The sequence below is a fragment of the Gimesia benthica genome, assembly GCF_009720525.1.
Taxonomy (GTDB): Bacteria; Planctomycetota; Planctomycetia; order Planctomycetales; family Planctomycetaceae; genus Gimesia; species Gimesia benthica.
Map to the genome: position 1 here is coordinate 7,454,930 of NZ_CP043930.1, position 23,402 is coordinate 7,478,331.

Here is a 23,402-nt window from a genome sequence, read left to right on the forward strand (position 1 = left end):
GACATTTCTTAATCTGCCAGGAATCCTGACCACATATGAGTACTCTTAGCGAATCCATGACATCCTCAACGGAACGACCGATTCCGCTGAGCGTGCGCGATGATTTAATCAGCAAATGGATTCATTACAAAGGACTGGGCTACTGGGTCATCAAAGACCCGGTCTCCCTGAAATACACGCGGCTGCATCCCGAGCAGTACTACATTCTGAATCTGCTCAATGGAGAACGCAGTCCGGAAGAGATTCGTGACGAAGTCCATCGTCAGTATCCCACTCTGCTACTTTCCATCTCTGAAATCCAGCAATTGATTTCGGACCTGTATCGTAAAGGGCTGCTGACCAGCGGACGTCCCGGACAGGGAGTGACACTGATCAAGCAGTATCGCGAAGAGACGAAGAAGAAATTCTTCTCCACCGTGAAAAACATGCTTTATCTCAGGCTGCCCGGCTGGGACCCGGAAACGACCCTCCAGAAGATGTATCCCTATGTGAAATGGATGTGGAAACCCTGGGCGACCACCATGTTCGCTCTGCTGATCCTGTCTTCTTGGGTTCTGATCGGCGTGCAGTTCGAAGCGTTTCGCAGTCGGCTCCCGGAATTCCAGCAGTTTTTTGGCTGGCCCAACCTGATTTACATGTGGTTCGTGCTTGGAGCGGCGAAAGTCGTCCACGAATTCGGGCACGGTCTCTCCTGCAAGCATTACAATGGGGAGTGCCACGGGATGGGGATCATGTTTCTCGTTTTCAGCCCCTGCCTGTATTGTGATGTTTCCGATTCCTGGATGCTGAGAAATAAATGGCAGCGAATCATCATCGGCGGGGCCGGGATGTATATCGAAGTCATCATGTCCGCCATCGCGGTCTGGATCTGGTGGTTTACCAAACCGGGCCTCCTGAACCACCTGGCTTTGAACCTGTTCTTTATCTCCACCGTGACGACCGTGATTTTCAACGCGAACCCGTTGATGCGGTTTGACGGTTATTACATGATGAGTGATCTGCTGGAGATTCCCAACCTGAGGCAGAAAGCCGATAAGCATCTTCGCGATACTTTTGCCTGGTACTGCCTGGGAATTGAATCGCAGCGGGATCCCTTTATGCCGGAAACCGGTAAATTCTGGTTCATCCTGTATGCGGTTTCCGCGGCGGTCTACCGCTGGTTCATCATGTTCGGGATCACTTTGTTCCTGTATACCGTCCTGAAACCCTACGACCTGCAGAGTATCGGTATCACTCTGGCGGTGATCTCTGTTGTCTCATTCATTGGTGGGATTATCTATAACATTTACAAAATCATTGCAGCTCCGAGGACCGAACCCATGAATTACTTCAAAGTCTCAGCGACTGTGACTGTGGCTGTCGCTTTGATCCTGGGAATTCTCCTGATCCCAGTTCCCATGCATTTTGAGGCACCTTTCGTTGTCGAAGGTTACGACGTGAAAGATGTCTACACCACCGAGCCGGGCAGACTGGAGCAGGTCTATGTCGAACCAGGACAGCAGGTCAAACAGGGACAACTGCTCGCGCGGATCGTTAACATCGAGAAAGAAGACAAGCTCTACCGACTGAAAGAGATCGAACGTAAAGTTCAGGAAGACGAGATCTACAAATATCGCGCCCTCGGAGATCAGGCAGGTGTCAAGGTCGCCAAGGAAAAACTGGCGACCATTGATGAGCAGATTGCGGAGATCGAGGAACAGCTCAAGCATATGGAAGTCATCGCACCTATCAGTGGGAAAGTGATCGCCCCGGCACGCAAACCGGAGCCCAAATTATCTGATTCCCGCAAACGACTTTCCGGCTGGTTCGGAACTCCCCTTGATCCCCGCAATGCCGAGTGCTATCTCGATAAAGGGACGCATATGCTGAGCATTGCTCCGGAAGAACGTTTCCAGGCCGTGCTCTATATCGACCAGGAATACCGCAACGATTTCCAGATCGACCAGCAGGTGGAACTCAAAATGGAACACCTGCCGGAGAAAATCTACACATCGAAAATCGAACGGGTTGCTCACGGGCACCGGGATTATGTCCCTCCCACGCTCTCGAATAAAATGGGAGGCGAACTGCCTACGGTAACGGACAAAGACGGCAACGAAAAACTGACCAGTACTGCGTACCAGGCGATCGTACCGCTGGAAGAGGATGTCTTTCTGTTCCGGACCAACATGCGGGGTAAAGCGCGATTCCTGGTAAGTCAGCTGACGACCGGCCAATGGCTCTGGCGCTACTTCCGAAAAACATTCCACTTCCGTCTCTGATCCGATCGGGGAAGAATTAGTAAAAGGGAATACTTTTCAGAACCTGATTTCGGGAACAGTATGAACAGCATCATCGCGGAAGCGGTCCAGTTACTGCAGCAGAATCAGCCGTTAAAAGCAGCGGAAATCTTAAGCCCTTACTATTATGCGAATCTGGATAACCCCCGGTTCCTGCATTTCTATGCCCTGGCGAAATCCCAGTCAGGAGAGCATAGTGTGGGGGTGGATCTGCTCAACAAAGCCATCGAACTGCAACCGCAGGTGGCCGAGTATCATCACAACCTGGCTGCCATTTACAGGCTGATTGGTGAGTTCCAGCTGTCTGAAGATCATTACCTGACCGCCCTGCGGCTGAAGCCCGATTATGCAGAGGCTTATTTCAATTACTCCGCCACACGAAAGTTCACACCCGATGATCCGTTAATTGAAATGATTGAGCAACAGGCTGCCCGCGATGATCTCAGTGATGAAGACCGCTGCTTTCTCGGTTTTGCCGGCGGCAAAATATTCAATGATCTCAAAGATTACGATAAGGCGTTTTTCTACTACGAACTGGGTAATCAAAGTCGCAAGGTGCAGTTCGATCTTCAAAAACATCGCCAGGGAATCGATCAGGTAATTGAAGTCTTCTCTACAGAAACGATCCGGGAACTTTCACAATACGGCGTGCAGACAGAGCTGCCGGTTTTTATTATTGGAATGCCACGCACAGGCACGACCCTGGTCGAACAGATCCTCTCCAGTCACCCGCATGTGCACGGCGCAGGGGAGCTGAGTGACATCTCCAGTATCGCCGGTACCCTGCCGCGTCATACTCCCGGGCAGACCCCATATCCCGAGTGCATCCCTCAACTGCCCACCAATGTATTCTCCGGATTTGGAAAAGCTTATCTTCAGCGTCTACGTACCTTCAGCCAAAGGGCCAGTCGCGTCATCAATAAAATGCCTGGAAATTATCTTTACCTGGGGCTCATCGCTATTCTGTTTCCACAGGCGAAAGTCATTCATTGCCGTCGCGATCCCCTTGATACCTGTCTCTCCTGTTACTTTCAGCGGTTTCGCACCGGTCACGATTACTCGCATGATCTAAAAGATCTGGGACTGTACTACCGGGAATATGAGCGATTGATGGAGCACTGGCAACAGGTTCTACCTCACCAGCCTTACGAACTGGCATACGCAGACCTGGTTCAGAATCAGGAAGCCATCTCCCGGGAACTGGTTGAATTCATCGGCGTCGACTGGGATGACCAGTGCCTGGAATTTCATGCCAATCAGCGTCCTGTGACGACCGCAAGTAACTGGCAGGTAAGGCGTCCCATGAACCGTTCCGGCCTGGAGCGGTGGAAGAATTACGATCAGCATCTGGGCGGTTTACGTCGGGCGCTGGCCGGCGATGAAAACTGAGAACCGGGAGCCGATTCACGGGCACTTCACGGAATCGCGGGGATAATGCCCGTCTGGTTTTCAACCGATGACCACCAGAGTCGCCACAATCGCTGGTTATATCCGAAATTCTGTTCGGTCAATTTCTGCAGGGCATCCAGCACCGCGCTGTTCTGGTGGACATGTTTGACTGAGACAGTCCGCATGCGGACCTTGGGTTGCTGTGAGGGGAGGACGATCACCCCGTTGGGATAACGCCCCGCCAGCAGTCCGGCTTCTATCTCAGGTGGTAGCACAACACCTGAACCGCCGAACGATCCATTACTGTTGAAACTGTACGTCGAAGTGGCATCCGGAACGCGAACCCGGTAAGTATGGCTGGTCGTCAGGGCATCGATCAGTTCAGGGACGACCTCCCGATCTCCAATCGCCGCCAGGCCCGCTCCGGCCCGCTGGACGATCAGATTCGACTTGTGCTTCAACGCTTCAATGAAAAAGACGATTGCCTGAGACGCATCGCGTGCGGAAAGCGCCTGCAGTGCCGCATCGCGAATCGCCTGATGCGGATCTGTCAGTGCCAGTTCCGCCAGCGGACGTAAAGGGAGGTGACCGGGAATCTGCTGCAACGTGGTCACCAGTAGAGACCGCAGGCTCAGATTCTCATGTTTCCCCAGGTTCCTTGCCAGACCGGCGACCGCGTTGGGATCATTGATATTCTGAATGTTCTGCAGTCCCTCGGACTGATATTGCGGATTCTGGCTGGTGAGCCAGGTAACCCACAGATTGATTTTTTTGCTCCAGGCACGTTCAGCTTCCAGGTCCGCCTGATTTTTTTCCAACAGTTCCAGTTCTGCAGATGAGACATAGCGGCCCTTATACTTCACATAGCCATTTTTCCGCATGATCTGGTCGCGGGTCATCCATTCGCCATCACGTAAGGTATATCCCAAAGCTGCCCGTGCTTGCTCATGATCGGGATCAAGCTCGATCACTTTTTCCAGCTCCTGCAGACGAGGTGTCGTCAGGAAATTCTCGCGACACCATTCCGAAAGCTCCAGATGGGCTTCGACAGTGTCCTCTATCTGGTGCGCCCTGGATTCGTATTCTTCAATCACCAGGGGACGGTTCGTAACGAACTCGATCTGCTGAGCATCGACGCTGATACGACCTCCACTCAGTGTTTCGATGGTGCGTGTGGTCTCACCGCCAGCGCTCTCTTTCAGCAGCTTACCGCGAATTTCTCCCCCCTGTTTCAGCTTGATCAGATCGGCGCGAACCTCTTGCGCCGAATGGCACAGTCCCAGTGTCAAACACAGGACCACCGCCAGTCTGAGAGCGCCTGGAAACATCAAAGCGGAGCAGGGGAGTTTCATGCCAGTTCCCTTTCAGGCTGTGAGAGAATCAAAGCTTGATTTGCAGACAGGAAAACTGCAGTTATTTTAACACATCCAGGACGGACTGAGTAGTTCCTGTTTCGCAGGAACGCAGGATTACCGCAGCATCCGACAGGAACCGCTTAATCAGTAAATCCGTCAGCATCAATAGTTGGCTGGGAACTGCCTGCTACTGAATAACGTGCGAGAACTGTTTGCATCAACCAATTTTATAAATCTGTTCAGTTTTGATGGTGAAAATTCTTCGAATCTCGGCGGAACAATGCTGGATTCCAGCTTGGTTGTGTAGGTAGAATAGGGTGAGTATGATATTTCTGGAGTCAGGAGCAGGCCAGAATATTACCTGTTTTTACAGACTCTTTCGGTGTCTGATGAATCCATCATGTAGACTTGAGAGAGGGAGGTCTCGCATCATTTCTGATGTCTGAGAGCATTCTCCGCGAATTTGAATCACCCGTTCTCCTAAATCATTCTGGAAAAGATTGAATATGTCTGGTTGGAAGATGCCCAAGTATTTGATTCTGGCGCTACTGGTTATGGGGCTGTGCTCTGAAAATCTGCAGGCGCAACGCTTAAACGAATCATCCGTGGGACTGACGGTTCCAACCCAGCGTTCGCTGGTCAAACATAATCTGGAACGGGTCTGGTGGGGCCAGGCCACAGTGGACCCTCAACGGGACCGCATCGTCCATCTGACACTGGATGAAATTAATATCTACGCGATTTCTACTTCCGGGATCATCACTGCGTTCAATAATGAAACGGGAAAGAAGCTCTGGGCGACACAGATGGGGCGGGGGAATAACGTCAGTTATCCGCCGGTTTCCAATTCAAAATACGTGTTCATCACCGTCGGAACGAAGATCTATTCCATCGACCGGATGAATGGTGAGATCGACTGGGAACTGCAGCTTCCCACATCAGCTTCTACCAGCCCGACTGTTGACGAAGACGCACTCTACGTTGGCACACTGGATGGTCGTGTCTATTCCTGGAATCTACGAAGGTTGAAAGAGCTGAGCGGCGAATCCAAGTTACCCGACTGGCGTGATCTTGCCATTCGCTGGACCTTCCAGACAGGCGATGCCATTACCACTCCTTCAATTGTGACTCCCCGCGCTCTCGTATTTGCCAGTCAGGATGGATCGCTGTATTCCGTCACCTTGTCCGATCGAAAGCTGACGTATCAGTTTGAAACCGACGCACCGATTGCCACCGATCTGGCAGAAAATAAAAATAGTGTATACCTCGCATCCGAGGATCAGAATCTGTATTGCCTGAATATTCTCAATGGAATTGTTCGCTGGAGAATCCGTACTTCATTTCCGATTCGCATTCCGGTCATGGTTCTGGAGAACGAAGTCTATCTCTCTTCACGCAAGAGCGGCCTGTTCCAGCTCTCCAGTGAAACCGGTATGGAAGAATGGTGGCAGCCATTGGGGTCGACCTTTATTTCCATGTCGCCCACCCGGGTTTATGCAACGGATGAACTGGGGAATCTGCTCGTGCTGTCCCGTAAGGATGGAGCACTGCTCTCTGCGGTTCCTCTGCGAAAGTATAAGGTCAAGCTCATGAACGAATTGAACGACCGTATTTTCTGTGCTTCTGAATCAGGCGTCATTCTCTGTCTGAAACAGAAAGATCTGCCGTTCCCGATTCGCTTCAAGCACCAGGATAAATACCCGATTCTGCCCGAAGTGGCTCCTGAACCTGCTGCGGATAACGCGAATACCGAAGCTCCGGCGACTGAAAACCCTGTGCAGTAAACAGGGTTCGCCTCTTCTGCTGAAGCAGGGTATGCCTCGTTTGTTTTCTGACCAGAGAGTGGCTAAACTGGCCTCTGGTTGAGTGCCCGAGAGGATGATTCTGTGGCCTGTGTCGCGCAGGCCCCCTTTCGTCGCGCACTCAGGTACGCTTTTTCTCTCTCAGAAATACTGTATTTCTGTCTTCTTCGGAAATTGATTTAGAAACAAATGAGCGATTCTTATCCGCGTCGGGCGTTGGTCAGTGTCAGTGACAAATCGGGTCTGGATGATTTTGTCAAAGGTCTGGCTGAACTGGGTTTTGAGTTTATCTCCACGGGGGGCACACGCCGTTACCTCGAAGAGCAGGGAGTCAATGTCATTGACATCTCTACTTATACGGGCTTCCCTGAGATCATGGATGGACGCGTCAAGACTCTGCATCCCAAGGTCCATGGTGCCATTCTGGGACGTCCCGATCTCCCCAGCGATGCGGCTTCGATCAAAGAGTTTGAAATCGTGCCATTCGAACTGGTGGTCTGCAATCTGTATCCCTTTGAAGCTACCATTGCCAAACCAGATGTGACCCTGCCCGAAGCAATCGAACAGATTGATATCGGCGGCCCCAGCATGGTCCGTTCCGCCGCTAAGAATCATGCCTATGTCGGCATCGTGACCAATCAGTCACAATATGATCGTGTGCTCGATGCACTCAAGTCTGGTCCGCTGACTCCCGAATTTCGACTGGAACTCTCTGCTGCTGCGTTTGAAATGACTGCACGCTATGATCGGGCGGTTGCCAACTTCATGGCTTCGGTTTTGCCTGCAGAAGCAGATTCACAAAGCCGTTTCGCCGAATCGGTCAGCATCAGTCTGGAAAAGCGGGATCAACTGCGTTACGGCGAGAACCCTCACCAGGGAGCCGCTTTTTACGCCGAACAGAATCCACCGGCTGCCAGCGTCGCCCAGGCAGAGCAGTTGAACGGTAAAGAACTGTCCTATAATAACTACCTGGACCTGGATGCCGCCCTGCAGATTGCCAGTGACTTTGATCAGCCAGCCGCTGTGGTCATCAAACATACCAATCCCTGTGGCTGTGCCACTGCAGAGACACTCGCTGAAGCATTCGAAAAAGCTTACGCCGGTGACCCGGTCAGTGCCTTCGGTTCGATTTTGAGTTTCAACCGTCCTGTCGATCAGGCGACGGCAGAAAAACTCTGTGAACCCAATCGGTTCATTGAAGCCATCATCGCCCCGGATTATGAACCCGCGGCTTTCGAACTGCTGACCACAAAGCCAAAATGGAAAAAGAACGTTCGTCTGATGAAGTGCCCGATGATGCAGGAGCCGGCTGAACCCAGCCTGGATTATCGTCGTGTATCCGGCGGTCTGCTGGTGCAGGAAAAAGACGAACTGCGTGACGATAAGAGCGACTGGAAAGTCGTCACCGAACGCGAGCCCACGCCCGAAGAACTCAACAGTCTGAGCTTTGGCTGGGTTGTCTGCCGCCACGTGAAATCGAATGCGATCGTCATTGCCAAAGATGAAATGCTGCTCGGTGCCGGAGCAGGGCAGATGAGTCGTCTCGATTCCTCCTACATCGCCGCTTACAAAGCCGGCGATCGGAGCCAGGGGTCAATCGTCGCATCAGATGCGTTCTTCCCCTTCCGCGACGGTGTGGATGAAGCTGCTAAAGCAGGCGTGACCGCCATTATTCAGCCCGGCGGCTCCGTGCGGGATGAAGAAGTCATTGCTGCCTGCAATGAGCACAACATCGCGATGATCTTTACCGGTCGCCGTCATTTCAAACACTAAGCCACTGAGATTGACTGCTGACGCAAGAAGCTTAATACGAATATCGCCGTGTGATGGGCCTGAACCTGTCACACGGCGTTTTTATTTCGCATTCACACGTTTGTGCCAGGCAGCATACCGCCGGGATAAAGACTCGACTTTCTCCGGATGTTGGGCTGCCAGGTTAGTGGTCTCGGTGCCGTCGTCTTTCAGATTGTAGAGTTCCCACTTTGTCGGCTGCTGGCGTGGTCTGATCGCTTTCCAGTCACCACTGATGATAGACTGCTGGCGGGGCAGGTCCCAGCAGAGTTCCGAATAAGGCTCGCGTTGTTTTCCCTCAAAGACGGGCAACAGGCTCTGACCTTCGACGGGTAGAGGGTGACGCCCTTGAAACTCCTGGGGATACTCGGCCCGGGCAACATCCAGAAATGTGGGCATAAAGTCCATCACATGTCCCGCCTGTCTGGTGACGGTACCTCCCTGCTGGATGATTTTGGGCCAGCGGACGATGAGCGGCGTACGGATCCCACCTTCGTAGCCTTCCAGTTTCGTCCCCCGGAAGGGTGTATTGCTGGTCGTCGCCCAGGCCAGACCGTAGGCGGCAAAGGTATCATGGGGACCAGGCATGTGATCGGGACCGCTACCCGGTTTGATTGGCACCTGGTCGCGTCGCCATTTTTTGTTGGGACGTTTCTCACTGAATCCCATGCCACTCTGTGAGGGAGCCAGCCCGCCATCGGGGGCGGCACCATTGTCAGACAGAAAAATGACCAGCGTATTATTTTCTGCGTCCGTCTCTTTCAGTGCACTCAGCAATTGACCCAGACCACGGTCTATCGATTTCACCTGGGCTGCATACACGGCCATCCGTTCTGCCTGCCAGCGTTGATTTGGCTCCTCGGACCAGTCGCGAATACTGGCTGACCGAGGTGCTAACTCCCATTCCTGTGGAATCAGTCCGGTTGACCGTTGATGTGCAAAACGACGGGCACGAACCTGATCCCAACCTTGGGTCAGGTATTGTTCACGGTAGCGGGCGATTTCCTGTTCCCGGGCATGCAGGGGCCAGTGCGGCGCGATGTGGGCGACATACAGCAGAAACGGTTGTTTGCCAGTCAGACCTTCCTGAAGAAACTGCAGTGCGTGATCATTGAGGGCATCAGTCAGGTAAAAATCGTCAGGCAGTTCAATTCGTTTGCGATCCAGGTAATACGGATTCTGGGCGACTTCATGAAAGTAGCTGATTTTACCCTGACACATCGGCCCGTAAAAACGATGAAATCCTCGATCGAGGGCAGAGTCTCTCCCCTGCCACTTTCCGACCATCATTGTCCGATAGCCGACCTGTTGCAGGACTTCACCAAATGTCACGCAGACGTCGAAATTCTTGGGTTCGTTCCAGCGATCTCCACGATGACCTGCCTGCTGACAATATAGCCCCGTTAACAGAGAGGCCCGGGTCGGTCCACAGATGGCATTGTTATAAAACTGAGTGAAACGCATCCCGTCACGAGACAGGCTGTCGATGTGGGGCGTATCGATTTCACCTCCGTAGGAGCCAATATCAGACCAGCCCAGGTCGTCTGCCATTACAAGTATGATGTTGGGACGCTGATCAGAGGCAGGGGCTCCAAACAAAACAGAACAGCTGAGGAGCAGAGCTAACAACAGGCAGGAGCGGAGCAACATACGGTTCATGGCGAGTCAATCAGGCTGAGATACGGCGAGAACAGGAATAGAAAACATGTAAGACGCTGTTTCTCATCTTACCAGACTGATTTCAGAAGCGTCAATTTTCGATAGAATAAACAGAAACGTAACAGAGCAAAATCGCATACCACACTGCGCAAAAGAAGAGAGCCTTCCTGATCCAGGAAGGCTCTCTTTGATTTTATACCACATCATTCGGGATTGGGAATGACGGGTGATTCAATCGTGATCGTTGGTCTTAGAAGACGAGGATTACGTCAGTACCAACGGTGAACTGGCTGTCCTTGGTACCACCGTCAGATGTGGTCCAGGGATCTGAACCGTCAGCCCAGTCCCAGCGGACTTCAGGACGAACCTGAATGCAGGAGTTGAGCTTGTGGTTGATACCAGCGGTAATTTCGTAGTAGTTCGTGCCCGGAGCACCCAACTGGGTACCGTTGTGGTCACGCCACCATTCAACACGCATACCAGCACGGGTTGAATCGCAGATATCGTAGAACAGGTACTGGTTGATACCGTAAGCTTCAGCTGTTACGCCAGCAGCATTAGCATCACCGTTCGGGTAGAACATGTGGTCGTGCTGGAATACGTAGCTCAGGTTTTCAGACAGTTTCTGCTGAGCAACAAGGCTGAAGATGGTCAGGTTGGAAGTACCACCGAAAGCGTCGTTTTCACCACCAGAGCTGATGGCGAATGTGACTGAGGTGTCTTCACTATCGCTGGTCCAGCCAACAGAACCCAGGAAGCTCCACTCGTTGTTCTGATTTTCAAAATCGTCCCAACCTGTGGTGATACCACCGGTCAGTGAGATGTTGTCGCTCAGGTCAGTACTGGCCAGAACACCGGTGTGGGTAAACGGCTCATCGTACTGCATGGTATAAGCATGTGAGTAGAAGAAGTTACCGGTAGCAGGTACAACTTCGTAACCGATAACGGTGTAGAAGTGACCAACGTTAACGGTAACACCGTTTCCGATGGGGGCATAGACTGAAGCGTACATCTGCGGCATCGCCAGACCAATCTGGTTGGCAGTTGCGATGTCGTTGTCAGACCAGCGACCATCGAAGTTCGGTGCGTTGTTAGGACCACCGAATACGGCAGTATCAGCAGCGTCTGAACCGACGAGCAGGTCAACACGACCACCCCAGCCGAAGCAGTCTTCGTTGGCGGCAGCGTCTTTTTCCAAAACAAAGTACAGCTGGTTCAGCATGAACTGGCTGTCAGCCTGGTTGAATCCAACACCAGGGGTGTTCAGATTGTTAGCAGGACGGTTTCCGTTGAATGTAATCCCGAATTCCAACCAACCACTCAGTTTCCAGCCGTTGTCTTCCAGGATGTTTCCACAGCCGTCGCAGTCGTCAAACAGACGAGTCAGACGTCCGCTGCAGCAGTCTCCATCATCACCGGCTTCTTCACCGCAACATGTGTTGGGATCGGTGCAGCCATCAGTGGTGCAGGTAGGGGCACAGGTTTTAGGGGCACAACATTCAGCGGTTAACCGCTCAAGTTCGACAGCCAGCTTGTCACCAGCATCCTCGAACACTTTCGTGCAGCAAGGGTTTGATGCGGGGACGCACGAGGGAGCACATCCGGCATCACCACCAAATGCTGGCGAAACAGCCATGAGACCCAGCCCGCTCAGCAGGAGCCCAGTCAGTCTGGCTTTTCGTTTCAATTCCTTCAGTTTTCGCATATTTTAACTCCTGAGTACACCTTCTTGGGTGCTTGGTCTCCATACCGTCAGAAGGGAAGCGCGCATGCTTTCCGGTAATTTAGTTTGGTAGAAGCCATACTGACGGTTCTAAATCAATTTCCCATCGTTAGATTAAGAGAACCAGTTACGGTCCACAAATTGAGCGCTAACTTAACGATGGCTCTAACTCGGAATATCGGAATTCTCAGTAGTGCTTTTGATCAAAAGAGATACGTCAAGAATATTCTGACTGATCGGGAGGGTCTGGCTGTTCTCGCCAGATTGCGGAGCCGGAATAGTTTAACAGTTGCTGAAGAATGTTAAACTTGCGCGAATATTATGCAGGCAGCGCGCAGTAACCCTCAATACTCATATAAAGTAATGGGAATATAAGGGTTTGGATGCAGTTTAATTAACAGGCATCAGGCGAATAAGGCGTCGACAAAACCTTGTGGATTAAAGAGTTCAAGGTCATCGATTTGCTCTCCCACGCCTATATATTTGACCGGTATGCCCATCTTCTGGCGGATTGCAACGGTCACTCCACCCCGGGCTGTGCCATCTAATTTTGCTAAAATTATTCCAGAACACTCGATTGAATTCGAGAAATGTTCCGCCTGGCTCAGACCATTTTGCCCAGTCGTCGCATCCAGAACCAGCAGGTTCTCGTGTGGTGCACCCGGGATCTTCTTATCTACGACACGTTTAATCTTTTCCAGCTCTTCCATGAGGTTGGTATGTGTCTGCAGACGGCCCGCAGTATCAATAATTAAATAGTCGACGCCGGTTTCCAGTGCTCGTTCACAGCCGGAGTAAGCGACACTGGCCGGATCGGTACCGTCGGGGCGGGTCACGATTTCACAACCCAGGCGGCTGGCCCACATGGTCAGCTGTTCCACAGCGGCCGCACGGAATGTATCACCCGCAGCCAGCAGGACTGATTTATTCTGTTTAATAATCAGGTTTGCCAGTTTGGCGATCGAAGTTGTCTTCCCGACCCCGTTGACACCGGCGACCAGAATGACCGTCACACCATCCGGATTGTGTTTCAGCGGGGACAGGGGATTATTCAGGTCCCAGCGGGTATCACCTTCTCCTTCCAGCAGCGTCCGGATCTTTTCCTTCACGGTTTCCTGAATCTCATCCAGGATCACGGTACGACCACCATGTTTCTTGCGGATTTCATCACAGATGGCTGCCGAAGAGACAACGCCCATATCCGTCTTAATCAGTCGCGCTTCGAATTCTTCAATTTTCTGATCATCCAGAATCTCCCCCGCCTTGAACAGGTCGCGTACATCGGTGCGCAGGACATCCTTGGTTTTCTCTAAACCACGTTTCAAGCGGTCAAACAGACCCATTGTTATACTTTCTTACTGGATGATACTTATCTATGAATCAAATGTGTTTACCGACTGGGATAATATAGTGTAGCGGAACAGACGGCAAGTTACTCACTTTTAAAGGGGGGAATGGTCTCTAACCAGCGGCGTCCAGCAGCTGATTGAACCGCTGCATCGCCTCTGACCAGACAGCCTGATCCTGAGGTTCATATGTTGTCGTTTCCGTCGAATTCCTGACGATCTCACGAATTTCAGCCAGCGAACTGACAGCGCCTGCCGCACGGGCCTGCACCAGCACATTACCCAGCCCGGTTGCCTCCACAGGTCCCGTGATGACCGGGATCTGACAGGAATTCGCGGTAAACTGGTTGAGCAGCTCATTCTTGGTTCCACCGCCCACAATATGCAGGACTGTAATGGGTGTTCCCGTCAGTTCTTCCAGCCAGTCAAGCACCTTGTGATATTTCAGAGCCAGGCTCTCCAGCGCACAACGCACAAACTGACCCGGAGTCTCGGGGACCGGCTGGTTGGTCTCCTGACAGTACCCTTTGATTTCTTCCCGCATGTCTACCGGACTCAGGAACCGGGGATCATCGGGATCCACCAGGGACCGGAATGGCTCTGCCTCCGTGGCAGCCGTGGTCAGCGCTGTGTAATCGAGTTCGGTTCCCTCCCGTTCATAGCACCGCTTGCATTCCTGCACGAGCCAGAGCCCCATGATGTTTTTCAGCAGACGATACGTTCCATCAATGCCCCCTTCATTCGTGAAATTTAATTCGAAGGCCCGTTTACCGATAACCGCCTGATTGACTTCGACTCCCATCAGGGACCAGGTTCCTGAACTGATATACGCCCAGTCGGGGTTGCCTGTATTTGCAGTGGGAATCGCAGCGACCGCGGAAGCCGTATCGTGGGTCGCGGGGGCAACAACTTCAATTTTAGAGAGGCCGGTCTGCCGCATCACTTCTTCCCGTAAGGTCCCCAGCTTTGTTCCCGGTTGTACCAGCTTAGGCAGCATCGCGGTGGGGATCTCCAGTTGACGTAACAGTTCATACGACCAGTCGCCTGTCACAGGGTTGAGGCACTGGGTCGTGGTCGCATTGGTAAACTCAACGACCTGGCTTCCCGAGAGCAGCCAGTGGAAAAAGTCCGGCATGAGCAGTAACACGTTTGCCTGGTTCAGCAGTTCCGGATCGCTCTGCTGCATCGCCAGCAACTGGTAAAGTGTGTTGATTTCCATGAACTGCACACCGGTGGCATCGAAAATCTCCTGCTGGGGCACCCGGGAGATGGCCAGGTTCAACATGCCTTCTGTCCGCGGATCTCGATAATGATAAGGCTGCCCCAGCAGTTCCTGTTTCTCGGAGAGCAGGGCATAGTCAACGCCCCACGTATCCACACCGACGGAGATGATCTGATCCCCGTATTTCTGTGCAGCCAGTGACAGGCCCTTCAGGATCGAAGACCACAGGCCGATAACGTTCCAGCGTTTCGTACCGGCCACCGTAACCGGCCCATTGCTGAACCGGTAAATCTCCTCGAGGCGAATCTGCTGGTTCTCCAGAATGCCTGCCAGCACACGTCCACTTTCTGCCCCCAGATCGACTCCCAAAAAACACTGTGATGGCATGGATCAGCCCTTTTGATTCTAAAAAGCGGTGTTGATAAACTAGAATTTAATGCTTCGCGATTGAAACTGCATATTACAAAAAGTTCGCGGGAATTTCATTGGCTACCGGTTGTCCCTGCTGAAAGAATTCTCGATCATAAGCCTGACAAACGAAAACATTCTGATCGCCGGGACATCCCGGGCTGGACTCACATCGACTGATACGACTGAGAGACATCGACTATGAAAGCGCTATCGCTACTTTTTCTCCTGATCGCCGCCTGCGGTCTCACTCAGAATCACGCCACCGCAGCTGAACCGGTCAAACTGATCTTCGACACCGATATCGGAAATGACATTGACGACGCCCTGGCACTGGCCGTCATTCATGCCCTGCAGAGCCGGGGGGAATGCGAACTGCTGGCCGTCACGAGCAGTAAGGATAATCCGTATTCGGCGCTTTACTGCGATGTCGTGAATACGTTTTACGGACGCCCTGAAATCCCACTGGGACGCGTGGAGCAGGGTAAAACTCCCAAAGACGGATCCTATGTAAGGAAAGTTGTCGAATACGCCCTCGAGGGGAAGCCTGTGTTTCCGCGCCAGTATGACTCTGCGGATCAACTGCCGGAAGCTGTCAGCCTGCTCCGCAAGACCCTGGCCGCTCAACCCGATCATTCGGTGGCCCTCGTCGTGGTCGGTTTTTCCACGAACATCGCCCGCCTGCTCAAGTCACCTGCCGATGGCATCAGTCCGCTGACAGGAAAAGAACTGGTCAGCCAGAAAGTCAAACTGCTTTCCCAGATGATCGGACGCTTTGAACCCGGCAAGCCAGCCTCTTTCCACGAATATAATGTCAGGGAAGACGTCCCCGCGGCTCGTACCCTGTTTGAACTCTGGCCGGAAAATGTTCCCGTGGTAGCCAGCGGCTGGGAAATTGGCAGAGCGATTCAGAACCGGTCAACCAGTATTCTCAATGACTATAACTATGTGAAATATCACCCGGTCAAGCTGGGCTATGAGTACTGGCACAAAATGCCTTACGACCGGCCCACCTATGATCTGACCAGTGTGCTGTATGCAGTACGTCCCGAACGCGGCTACTTTGGCAAGTCAGCTCCGGGACAACTGAAGATCAATGAATCTGGCAAACTGGAACACCATACAGAAAAAGCAGGCAAACATTATTTCCTGACCGTCTCGCCAGAACAGGTAGTGCGTACTCAGGAAGTTCTGGAAAGTCTGTCCAGTCAACCCCCGTCGAACTGATACCGAATCAGGACTCAGGTCCCCTCTTTCAATAGTTAGCGAAATTTCATGAGCGAGCAGACTGAACAATCCACTGATCCGACATTTGGCACTCGTTTTAAAACGGCGTTGAAAAACCTGGGGATCGGAATTGTGTTCCTGATTGCGGGGCTGTTTCTGCTCTGGCATAACGAAAGCAGAATTCTGGAACGGGAGCAGAGTATCACGCAGGCGGAAGCAGTTCTCTCTGAAGCCGCCGCCGATGCAGAATCAGGGGCAGACACAAAGTCTGCTCCCCAGGATACTCAGGTCACCACTCCCTTTCGCTGGGCCTTACGCCTCGGGGGCTGGGTGATTCTGTTTCTGGGGCTGGCGACACTCTTTAAACCACTGGTCGTACTCGTTGAAAAGATCCCCTTGATCGCCAATTTCGTCGGACGCGGGATCACGGTCTTCGCTTTGCTCAGCTCATTAAGCTTGACTCTGATTCTGATTTCAGCCGTCTGGATGGTCGCGCGACCCGTCTTTGGGGCACTCATGCTGCTGGCCGGAATCGTCCCCCTCTTCACCTTATATCGCTCCGGGAGAAAAGCGAGACTCAAACAGGCCTGGAAAAACGCCTGAATCTTTCCCTGCAGTGATCTCCCTGATCTCGCGGATTACCAGATCGGAGTACGCGCTACCATGCCTTTCTATCTTTCCTAATGTGGTGCGTTCTCGTGTTCGGCTTCCGAACTTTCTGCCCAAGAACGCAGGATTCCTACAAGTCGAATAACCCTCATAACCGATACCTTTGATATATCTAATACCCATCACGCAGGAAATCCTGCGCGAGAGGGGGGGATTTACTGAACCGTCCCGTGTTTCAGGGCGGTTTCGTAGAGTATCCGGCTTGTCGACTTCTTTTATAATGAGATTGAAGTACAACATGGTTAATCCGGCCTATCGTTTAATGATTGGGATGATTGTTCTCCTGTCGGGAGTGGGCTTCCGTACTGCGCAGGCTCAATATTCTCCTGCCATGGGGCAACCCGGCGCACAGGGTAATCCGTACGCGACTGCGTCCTACGGTGGTGGTCACAAAGGTGGCATGGTTTATGAACCGGCGCCAGAATATTATGCATCTCCCGATCAGTATGCTTCAGAGTATTACGCACCCGATTATTACGGTACGAGTAACTCGGGGACTGTGATGCAGGTGCTTCCGGAAGACCGGGGCTGGGCCTACGATCATCCCTGGGATGGCTTCTTTAAGAATCTGGCTGAAAACAGCTGGTTGCGCGTCGAATATATGCTGGTAAAATCCCCTCCGGGAAATCAGCTGATTGGTGCTCCAATTCCATCAGGCAATGATCCGCGTCTGCCTTTTACCACCGCTGATTTCGACGGCTTGGGAACTCTGTCCACCAAGGAAGCGGATCTGAGTTCGATTGGCACACAGGGAACCAACGGGCTGCGTGGAACCTTTGGTATCGACTTCGAAAGCGGTACGATCGAAGCCATATTCTTTGGGACACAATCCGACGTCAGTTCTGTCTCCTACGGTCAGGCTGATCTGCTGGGACCTAACTTCGGCCAGACAGATTTGATTTCGATTAATACTCTCGTCGACGGTCAGGTTGGAATTGCTGGCAGAAACTTCAATCAGAAATTTGCCGTCAATTACCGTTCTCAGGCATGGGGCGCGGAAAGTAATTATGTCGTCAACACAGACCAGTTGTTTTTCAAAACTATTTATGGCGCTGGTGGATTTCAGGTGCGTCCTCTGGTCGGTTTCCGCTATCTGAAAATCGCCGAAGACATGAACGTCACCGGGGACTTTGAAGAGCTCAATACCATCCCGACGGTTCCTCTATTCACAACGACAATTGAATCGTCCACCAATAACAAACTGTATGTTCCACAGGCTGGTATCCGCATGGAGTTTGTGCATCCCTGGTTCACGATCTCTGCTGAACCTAAAGTCGGTTTCGGTGTGAACCATTACAAAGGGAGTGTGCTGACCGATCAGTTCTTCGGACCTACCGATCCCACACATCTCACGCAGATCTCACAGACACGTTTCTCTCCCACCTTTGAATTCGGCGTGAATGCACGCTTCCATTTGAACCAGTGGTTTACCTTCAACGTGGGGTATAACTTCCTGTGGGCCAATCAGATTGCCCGTCCAGGTACGATTGTCTATTACAACAGCAGCACAGTCAGCAATGTCTCCCTGCAGGCACAGGACAGCCTGGACAGTTACAAGCTGCACGGTCTTGTGCTGGGGGGGGAAATCCGCTGGCCGTAAGAGAAGCTGCTGAGTCCGTTGTGGGGTTCAGCACTGCAGATTAAGCGATCAGTTTATCTACGACTTTACCACCCACATTGGTCAGTCGGATATCCAGGCCACCGAATTTCTGTGCCAGTTTAAGGTGGTTTAAACCGAACAGGTGCAGCAGGGTCGCGTGAAAATCGTTGATGTGTACGGGATCCTCTTCCACCGACCAACCCAGTTCAGTGGTCTTCCCGATAACCTGTCCCCCTTTTACGCCACCGCCGGCCATCCAGAGACTGAAGGCACTGGGATGGTGGTCACGTCCGGTGACCGCTTTAGAGCCCGTTCGGTTTTCACCGAGAGGCGTTCTGCCAAATTCCCCGGCCATCACAACCAGTGTGGAATCCAGCAGACCGCGTTGTTTAAGGTCTTTCAATAGAGCAGCCACGGGTTGATCCACGATCCCTGCATTCCGTTCGATTCCTGCATCCAGACCGCTGTGGTGATCCCAGGAAGCGTGATACAGATTCACAAAACGGACACCACGCTCGACAAGTCGACGTGCCAGCAGGCAGTTACGTCCAAAGGCGGCTTCTGTATCCGAGCCACCTCCCCGTTTGCCTTCCTTGGTATTCCCCTTGCGATTCACGCCGTAGGCTTCCTGCGTCTCTTTTGTTTCACTGGAGAGATCAATCAGTTCGGGAGCCGAGGACTGCATCTGGAACGCAAGTTCGTAGCTGGCGATCCGACTCGCAATCTCATCATCGCCCGTGCGCTGCAGTTGCTCCTGGTTCAATTGCTTGATGGCTTCCAGCCCCGATTTCTGAATCGCAGAATTGATTCCCGGTGGATTATTCAGATTCAATACGGGCTCGCCCTGATTACGAAACAGTACGCCGGCATACGTCGAAGGCAGTGAGCCACTCGACCAGAGCGAAGCCCCGCCACTGGCGCCACGACCCGCCGTCAACACGACATAACCGGGCAGGTTGTTGGACTGACTTCCCAGTCCGTAGGTCAACCAGGAACCGACACTGGGTCTACCGAACCGTCCTACGCCGGTATTCATCATCAGCTGCGCCGGATGATGGTTGAACTGTTCCGTATACATGGAGCGAACCAGCGCGATATCGTCTGCGCAGGAACCGATGTGAGGCAGTACATCCGAGAACTCAGTCCCACATTCCCCATACTTCTTGAACTTGCGCGAACTGCCACTCAGCGTCGCTGATTCTTTATTAATGAACGCAAACCGAACTTTCTCTGTCAGCTCTTTTGGGAGCGGCTGACCGTTCAATTCCTGCAGCTTGGGTTTCGGGTCATACAGATCGATCTGGCTCGGACCGCCGGCGAGGAAAATGAAGATGCAGTTCTTCGCAGTCCCGGGGAAATGGGAGTCTTTCGGAGCCAGGGGATTGGCCAGACTGCCTGAGTCTTCCCCGGCCAGAAGTCCTTCTTTCTGCATCATGGCAGCCAGGGCATAACCGGCGACACTGCAGGATGAATTCATCAGAAACCGACGTCGGGCCAGATTCAACGATTCAGTGGGAGGATTCAACATGGCAATGATCCAGACTCAAAAAATGATTTCAGATAATGATAGCTGTCAGTGGAAAAACTAGCTGCGGGTGACGAATTCATCCAGGTTCAGCAGCACCCGGCCGATAATGATCCAGGCCGCGACTTCCTGAGGAGTACTTCCCGCGGGAATCGTCTGTTTGCTGGTCAGTTCGCTTACCAGTTTGGGATCGGACTTTAACAGTCGGGTCTGTTCCTGGTAGAGCTGTTTGATGATTTCGACTTCTGACTCCGCAGGTTCCCGGGTCAGGCAGAGTTCGAAGGCATGCTGAATCCGCTGTTCCAGGCTGCTGTTCTTTCCCTGAGTTTCACTTACAATCCGCGGGCCGAGTGACTGGGAGCATTCAAAGAAGACCGGATCGTTCCAGATCGTCAACGCCTGGAGCGGCGTATTAGAACGCTCGCGACGGGTGCAGCTCAGGTTGGAATCAGGGGAATCGAAGGTCATCAGCATCGGGTAGGGCACGGTTCGCTGGAAGAATGTGTAAAGCCCCCGCCGATAGCGGTCATCTCCCTTACTGGTCGGCCATTTGACGGAATTCGCATAACCCAGACTGGCGATTCCCTCGGGTTGAGGCGGGTTCACACTCCGGCCGCCGACCTTATGCTTGAGCAGACCACTGACCGAGAGGGCTTCGTCGCGGATAATTTCCGCCTCGACTCGCAAACGGTTCTGATGTGACAACCAGGCATTGTAGGGATCGCGTTCCGCCAGTTCCGGACGTTTTTCGGAAGACTGACGATAAGTGGCGGAGGTCACAATCAGCCGGTGCAGCTGTTTCATGCTCCAGTTCTGTTCGCGAAACCGGGTCGCCAGCCAGTCCAGCAGTTCGGGATGTGAGGGGGCCTCTCCTTGTGTGCCGAAGTCATTGATCGTGGGGACCAGGCCTCGTCCGAAATAGCGGCTCCAGATCCGGTTGACTGTTACGCGGGCGGTCAGCGGATGCTGTGGATTGAACAACCAGCGGGCCAGATCCAGACGAGATGGCTCTTCTGATTCCAAGGGAGGCAGCACAGCGGGAGTATTCGGTTGAACTTCATCCGCCGGATTCAGAAAGTCACCCCGGACCAGCAGACGTGTCTTACGTGGCGTCTTCAGATGATCGACGACCTGAGCTTTCGTGGTCTCGGATGGATCCTGGGGGGCTTTTTTCCTGTGAGCCAGTTCCTGGTCTTTCAGCTTCTTCAGCTCGGGATCGATCGTGCGATAGTATTCGCGTAGTTCCTGTTTCTGGACCTCAGTCCGCTGATCGGTTGGCGTATTGAGTGTCTCGGCGATCAGGTCTGTCATCCCGGTCAGGGGCAGCGGCTTTTTGTCGGTGGTCAGTGACAAGCGAAACCGGCCCAGGTTGTGATACAGTTTGCGGGTAGTCGACTGCTGCAGCGTGACGGTGAGCAACATCCCTTTTTCATCGCCAAAGCTCTCTTTGGTTTCAAAGGTGGCGATCTGTTTTTTCCCCTGTTGAGGACTGATTGACCAGCCTGTGTGCGGGCTGTTGTTAATCACGCGGTCAACTTTAAAGCCCGCCATCTCGAAGCTGGCTTGAGCTTTCTCCAGATCGATTTCTTTCGCTTTATCGGGCGCATTCAACGGTGCTGCCTTGAGTGTCAGCATTGTCAGTTCAAAATCGCCGGTCGGACTGCGTCCCGGTCCCTGGCGAGGCAAACTCGGATCGGGCAGGGCTTCCAGTCGAATACCATTGATGTTCTGCAGGTTCGTTTTAAAGGTCAGCGTATAAATTTCTGCCCGTCCGGGGTTTTCTCCGGATGCCAGAATAGAACGGTCTGGCAGCACGCTGAGGGTGGTATTCTGTTTTGCCTGGAGAGACTCAGGTTGCAGGATGTTCCAGACCGGACTCTGGTCCGGTTTCTGTTGTTCCCATTTTTCCATCGAGCCGACCAGTTTATGCTGTTCATATTCCTGGACTGCTTTGACCAGCGGCGCATGTGCTTTGAGGTAGACCTGGTTGGCTTTCTCAAACGCCGCCTGTTCTTCAGGCAATGGTGCGCCGATATCCGGCTCGGTCAGAGAATTGAAAAAAGCATACAGCCGATAATATTCCCGCTGTGTGAGCGGATCGTATTTATGCGTGTGACACTGCGCACATTCCACGGTCACGCCCAGCCAGACAGAGCCCAGGGTGTTGGTTCGGTCCACGGTGCGTTTGACGCGATCTTCTTCCGGGTCTGTGCCCCCTTCGCGGTTAATCAGCGTGTTACGATGAAAACCTGTTGCTACCAGTTGGCTCGTATCCGGATTCGGCAGCAGGTCTCCGGCAATCTGTTCGATGGAGAACTGATCGAACGGCATGTCTTCATTGAGTGCGTTGATGACCCACGTACGCCAGCGCCACGCATGCGGACGCTTGCTGTCTTTTTCATAGCCGTCACTGTCCGCATATCGGGCCAGGTCCAGCCAGTGCCGGGCCCAGCGTTCCCCGTAATGCGGCGATTCCAGCAGTTGATCAACCATGTTTTCATACCACTGCGGACTCGGTTCAGAACTCCAGCGCTTCCACTCTTCCACGGAAGGGGGGAGGCCGGTGAGATCCAGATACGCGCGGCGGATGAGTGTGCTGCGATCTGCCTCGGGGGCAGGCGTTACATTTTCCTGTTCCAGCTTTCGCAGGATAAAGGCATCGATACCGTTTTTGACCCAGTCTGACTGTTTGACCTGGGGAGGCTGTACGTCTTTGATCGGCTGGAACGACCAGTGGTCAGAGCCTGGCGTCTTGTTCTGCCCCGCGACTTCAGGCCAGACGGCGCCCTGCTTGATCCAGGATTCAACCAGAGCCAGTTCCTCTTTCGTCAGCGGGGTGCCTTCACCTTCGGGGGGCATTTTATCCCCCTCCCCGGTTCCGGCGAGGCGATGATAGAGTTCGCTTTCGTGACTGTGTCCCGGTTTAATGGCGATGCCGCTATCGCCCCCTTCGAGGGCGCGGCTTTTCAGATCGAGGCGGAATCCCCCCTCCTGAACTTCACTTCCATGGCAGGAAAAGCATTTGGCCTGGAAGAGTGGACGGATCTGTTTCTGGAAATCGACAGCCGCTGTCTTCTCTGATTTTTCATTCGCAGAGAGCATCGCAGGCGGAAGCAGCGACGAGGAGAGCAGAAACAGGGAACCGGTAAATGTGAGTAGACCGAATTTCATAGACTTGCCCTCATTGTTATCAGGCAATGCAACGATCCGGGTGCGTCTCTGGAAGGCCAATGCTACGCCATCGCAACATGGGAGAACAGGTGAGTCCCCTTGATGATCGCTGTTACAGATAATAGTAATCGGATCAGACTACTATTGTCAATTATTCTCACCGCGTGTGCCTCTGACCAGACCATAACGTGAAAAACCTTGAGAGAAGAGTAAATCTCATCTCTCAAGGTCTGATT

General features: G+C 52.9%; 14 protein-coding genes. 7 read left to right on the forward strand and 7 right to left on the reverse strand.

Annotated features, from left to right (window positions below; translation table 11 throughout):
- Positions 1-35: 35 nt before the first annotated feature.
- Together F1728_RS29200 and F1728_RS29205 are read left to right on the forward strand one after the other, a co-directional pair.
- Complete coding sequence (locus F1728_RS29200; protein ID WP_155366953.1) at positions 36-2,261, forward strand: biotin/lipoyl-binding protein; 2,226 nt, start codon at positions 36-38, stop codon at positions 2,259-2,261.
- Between the two features lie 60 nt (positions 2,262-2,321).
- Positions 2,322-3,668, forward strand: coding sequence for a sulfotransferase family protein (locus F1728_RS29205; RefSeq protein ID WP_155366954.1), 1,347 nt, complete (start codon positions 2,322-2,324; stop codon positions 3,666-3,668).
- Positions 3,669-3,694: 26 nt separating this feature from the next.
- On the opposite strand, the gene F1728_RS29210 is transcribed toward F1728_RS29205, so the two are convergent.
- Positions 3,695-5,020 carry a HEAT repeat domain-containing protein gene (locus F1728_RS29210; protein ID WP_155366955.1) on the reverse strand — a complete coding sequence of 442 codons (1,326 nt, stop codon included), beginning with the start codon at positions 5,018-5,020 and terminating at the stop codon, positions 3,695-3,697.
- 509 nt (positions 5,021-5,529) lie between these two features.
- On the opposite strand from F1728_RS29210, the gene F1728_RS29215 reads away from it, so the two are divergent.
- Positions 5,530-6,807, forward strand: a complete 1,278-nt coding sequence (locus F1728_RS29215; RefSeq protein ID WP_155366956.1) for an outer membrane protein assembly factor BamB family protein — start codon at positions 5,530-5,532, stop codon at positions 6,805-6,807.
- 207 nt (positions 6,808-7,014) lie between these two features.
- Entirely contained in the window at positions 7,015-8,598 is a 1,584-nt protein-coding gene (gene purH / locus F1728_RS29220) for a bifunctional phosphoribosylaminoimidazolecarboxamide formyltransferase/IMP cyclohydrolase (protein WP_155366957.1), read from the forward strand.
- Between the two features lie 81 nt (positions 8,599-8,679).
- Here purH and F1728_RS29225 read toward each other — a convergent pair whose 3' ends face one another.
- The 4 genes from F1728_RS29225 to rhaB form a co-directional block, all read right to left on the reverse strand.
- A complete protein-coding gene (locus F1728_RS29225; protein WP_155366958.1) occupies positions 8,680-10,275 on the reverse strand; it encodes an arylsulfatase in 1,596 nt (531 codons plus the stop codon).
- Positions 10,276-10,525: 250 nt separating this feature from the next.
- Complete coding sequence (locus F1728_RS29230; protein WP_155366959.1) at positions 10,526-11,980, reverse strand: porin; 1,455 nt, start codon at positions 11,978-11,980, stop codon at positions 10,526-10,528.
- A 422-nt stretch (positions 11,981-12,402) separates the two neighbouring features.
- The gene (ftsY, locus tag F1728_RS29235; RefSeq protein ID WP_155366960.1) at positions 12,403-13,341 is read right to left on the reverse strand and encodes a signal recognition particle-docking protein FtsY; all 939 of its coding nucleotides are present in this window, start codon (positions 13,339-13,341) and stop codon (positions 12,403-12,405) included.
- A gap of 118 nt (positions 13,342-13,459) precedes the next feature.
- A complete protein-coding gene (gene rhaB / locus F1728_RS29240) occupies positions 13,460-14,953 on the reverse strand; it encodes a rhamnulokinase (RefSeq protein WP_155366961.1) in 1,494 nt (497 codons plus the stop codon).
- Positions 14,954-15,175: 222 nt separating this feature from the next.
- Here rhaB and F1728_RS29245 point away from each other — a divergent pair, with 222 nt between their 5' ends.
- The 3 genes from F1728_RS29245 (at position 15,176) to F1728_RS29255 (ending at position 18,470) form a co-directional block, all read left to right on the forward strand.
- Positions 15,176-16,201, forward strand: a complete 1,026-nt coding sequence (locus F1728_RS29245; protein ID WP_155366962.1) for a nucleoside hydrolase — start codon at positions 15,176-15,178, stop codon at positions 16,199-16,201.
- A 48-nt stretch (positions 16,202-16,249) separates the two neighbouring features.
- Entirely contained in the window at positions 16,250-16,804 is a 555-nt protein-coding gene (locus F1728_RS29250) for a TMEM43 family protein (protein ID WP_155366963.1), read from the forward strand.
- A 304-nt stretch (positions 16,805-17,108) separates the two neighbouring features.
- Positions 17,109-18,470, forward strand: coding sequence for a BBP7 family outer membrane beta-barrel protein (locus tag F1728_RS29255; protein WP_194242587.1), 1,362 nt, complete (start codon positions 17,109-17,111; stop codon positions 18,468-18,470).
- A 40-nt stretch (positions 18,471-18,510) separates the two neighbouring features.
- On the opposite strand, the gene F1728_RS29260 is transcribed toward F1728_RS29255, so the two are convergent.
- Entirely contained in the window at positions 18,511-19,998 is a 1,488-nt protein-coding gene (locus F1728_RS29260) for a DUF1501 domain-containing protein (RefSeq protein ID WP_155366965.1), read from the reverse strand.
- Between the two features lie 57 nt (positions 19,999-20,055).
- Positions 20,056-23,166: a DUF1553 domain-containing protein gene (locus F1728_RS29265; RefSeq protein ID WP_155366966.1), complete on the reverse strand. Its 3,111-nt coding sequence runs from the start codon at positions 23,164-23,166 to the stop codon at positions 20,056-20,058.
- Positions 23,167-23,402: the final 236 nt, after the last annotated feature.

Bases quoted from the DNA above. Each gene is read 5' to 3' on its own strand.
- F1728_RS29250 (WP_155366963.1), top strand. From the start codon at position 16,250: ATGAGCGAGCAGACTGAACAATCCACTGATCCGACATTTGGCACTCGT.
- F1728_RS29265 (WP_155366966.1), bottom strand. From the start codon at position 23,166: ATGAAATTCGGTCTACTCACATTTACCGGTTCCCTGTTTCTGCTCTCC.
- F1728_RS29225 (WP_155366958.1), bottom strand. From the start codon at position 10,275: ATGAACCGTATGTTGCTCCGCTCCTGCCTGTTGTTAGCTCTGCTCCTC.
- F1728_RS29215 (WP_155366956.1), top strand. From the start codon at position 5,530: ATGTCTGGTTGGAAGATGCCCAAGTATTTGATTCTGGCGCTACTGGTT.
- rhaB (WP_155366961.1), bottom strand. From the start codon at position 14,953: ATGCCATCACAGTGTTTTTTGGGAGTCGATCTGGGGGCAGAAAGTGGA.
- purH (WP_155366957.1), top strand. From the start codon at position 7,015: ATGAGCGATTCTTATCCGCGTCGGGCGTTGGTCAGTGTCAGTGACAAA.
- F1728_RS29255 (WP_194242587.1), top strand. From the start codon at position 17,109: ATGGTTAATCCGGCCTATCGTTTAATGATTGGGATGATTGTTCTCCTG.
- F1728_RS29205 (WP_155366954.1), top strand. From the start codon at position 2,322: ATGAACAGCATCATCGCGGAAGCGGTCCAGTTACTGCAGCAGAATCAG.
- F1728_RS29200 (WP_155366953.1), top strand. From the start codon at position 36: ATGAGTACTCTTAGCGAATCCATGACATCCTCAACGGAACGACCGATT.
- F1728_RS29210 (WP_155366955.1), bottom strand. From the start codon at position 5,020: ATGAAACTCCCCTGCTCCGCTTTGATGTTTCCAGGCGCTCTCAGACTG.
- F1728_RS29245 (WP_155366962.1), top strand. From the start codon at position 15,176: ATGAAAGCGCTATCGCTACTTTTTCTCCTGATCGCCGCCTGCGGTCTC.
- F1728_RS29260 (WP_155366965.1), bottom strand. From the start codon at position 19,998: ATGTTGAATCCTCCCACTGAATCGTTGAATCTGGCCCGACGTCGGTTT.
- F1728_RS29230 (WP_155366959.1), bottom strand. From the start codon at position 11,980: ATGCGAAAACTGAAGGAATTGAAACGAAAAGCCAGACTGACTGGGCTC.
- ftsY (WP_155366960.1), bottom strand. From the start codon at position 13,341: ATGGGTCTGTTTGACCGCTTGAAACGTGGTTTAGAGAAAACCAAGGAT.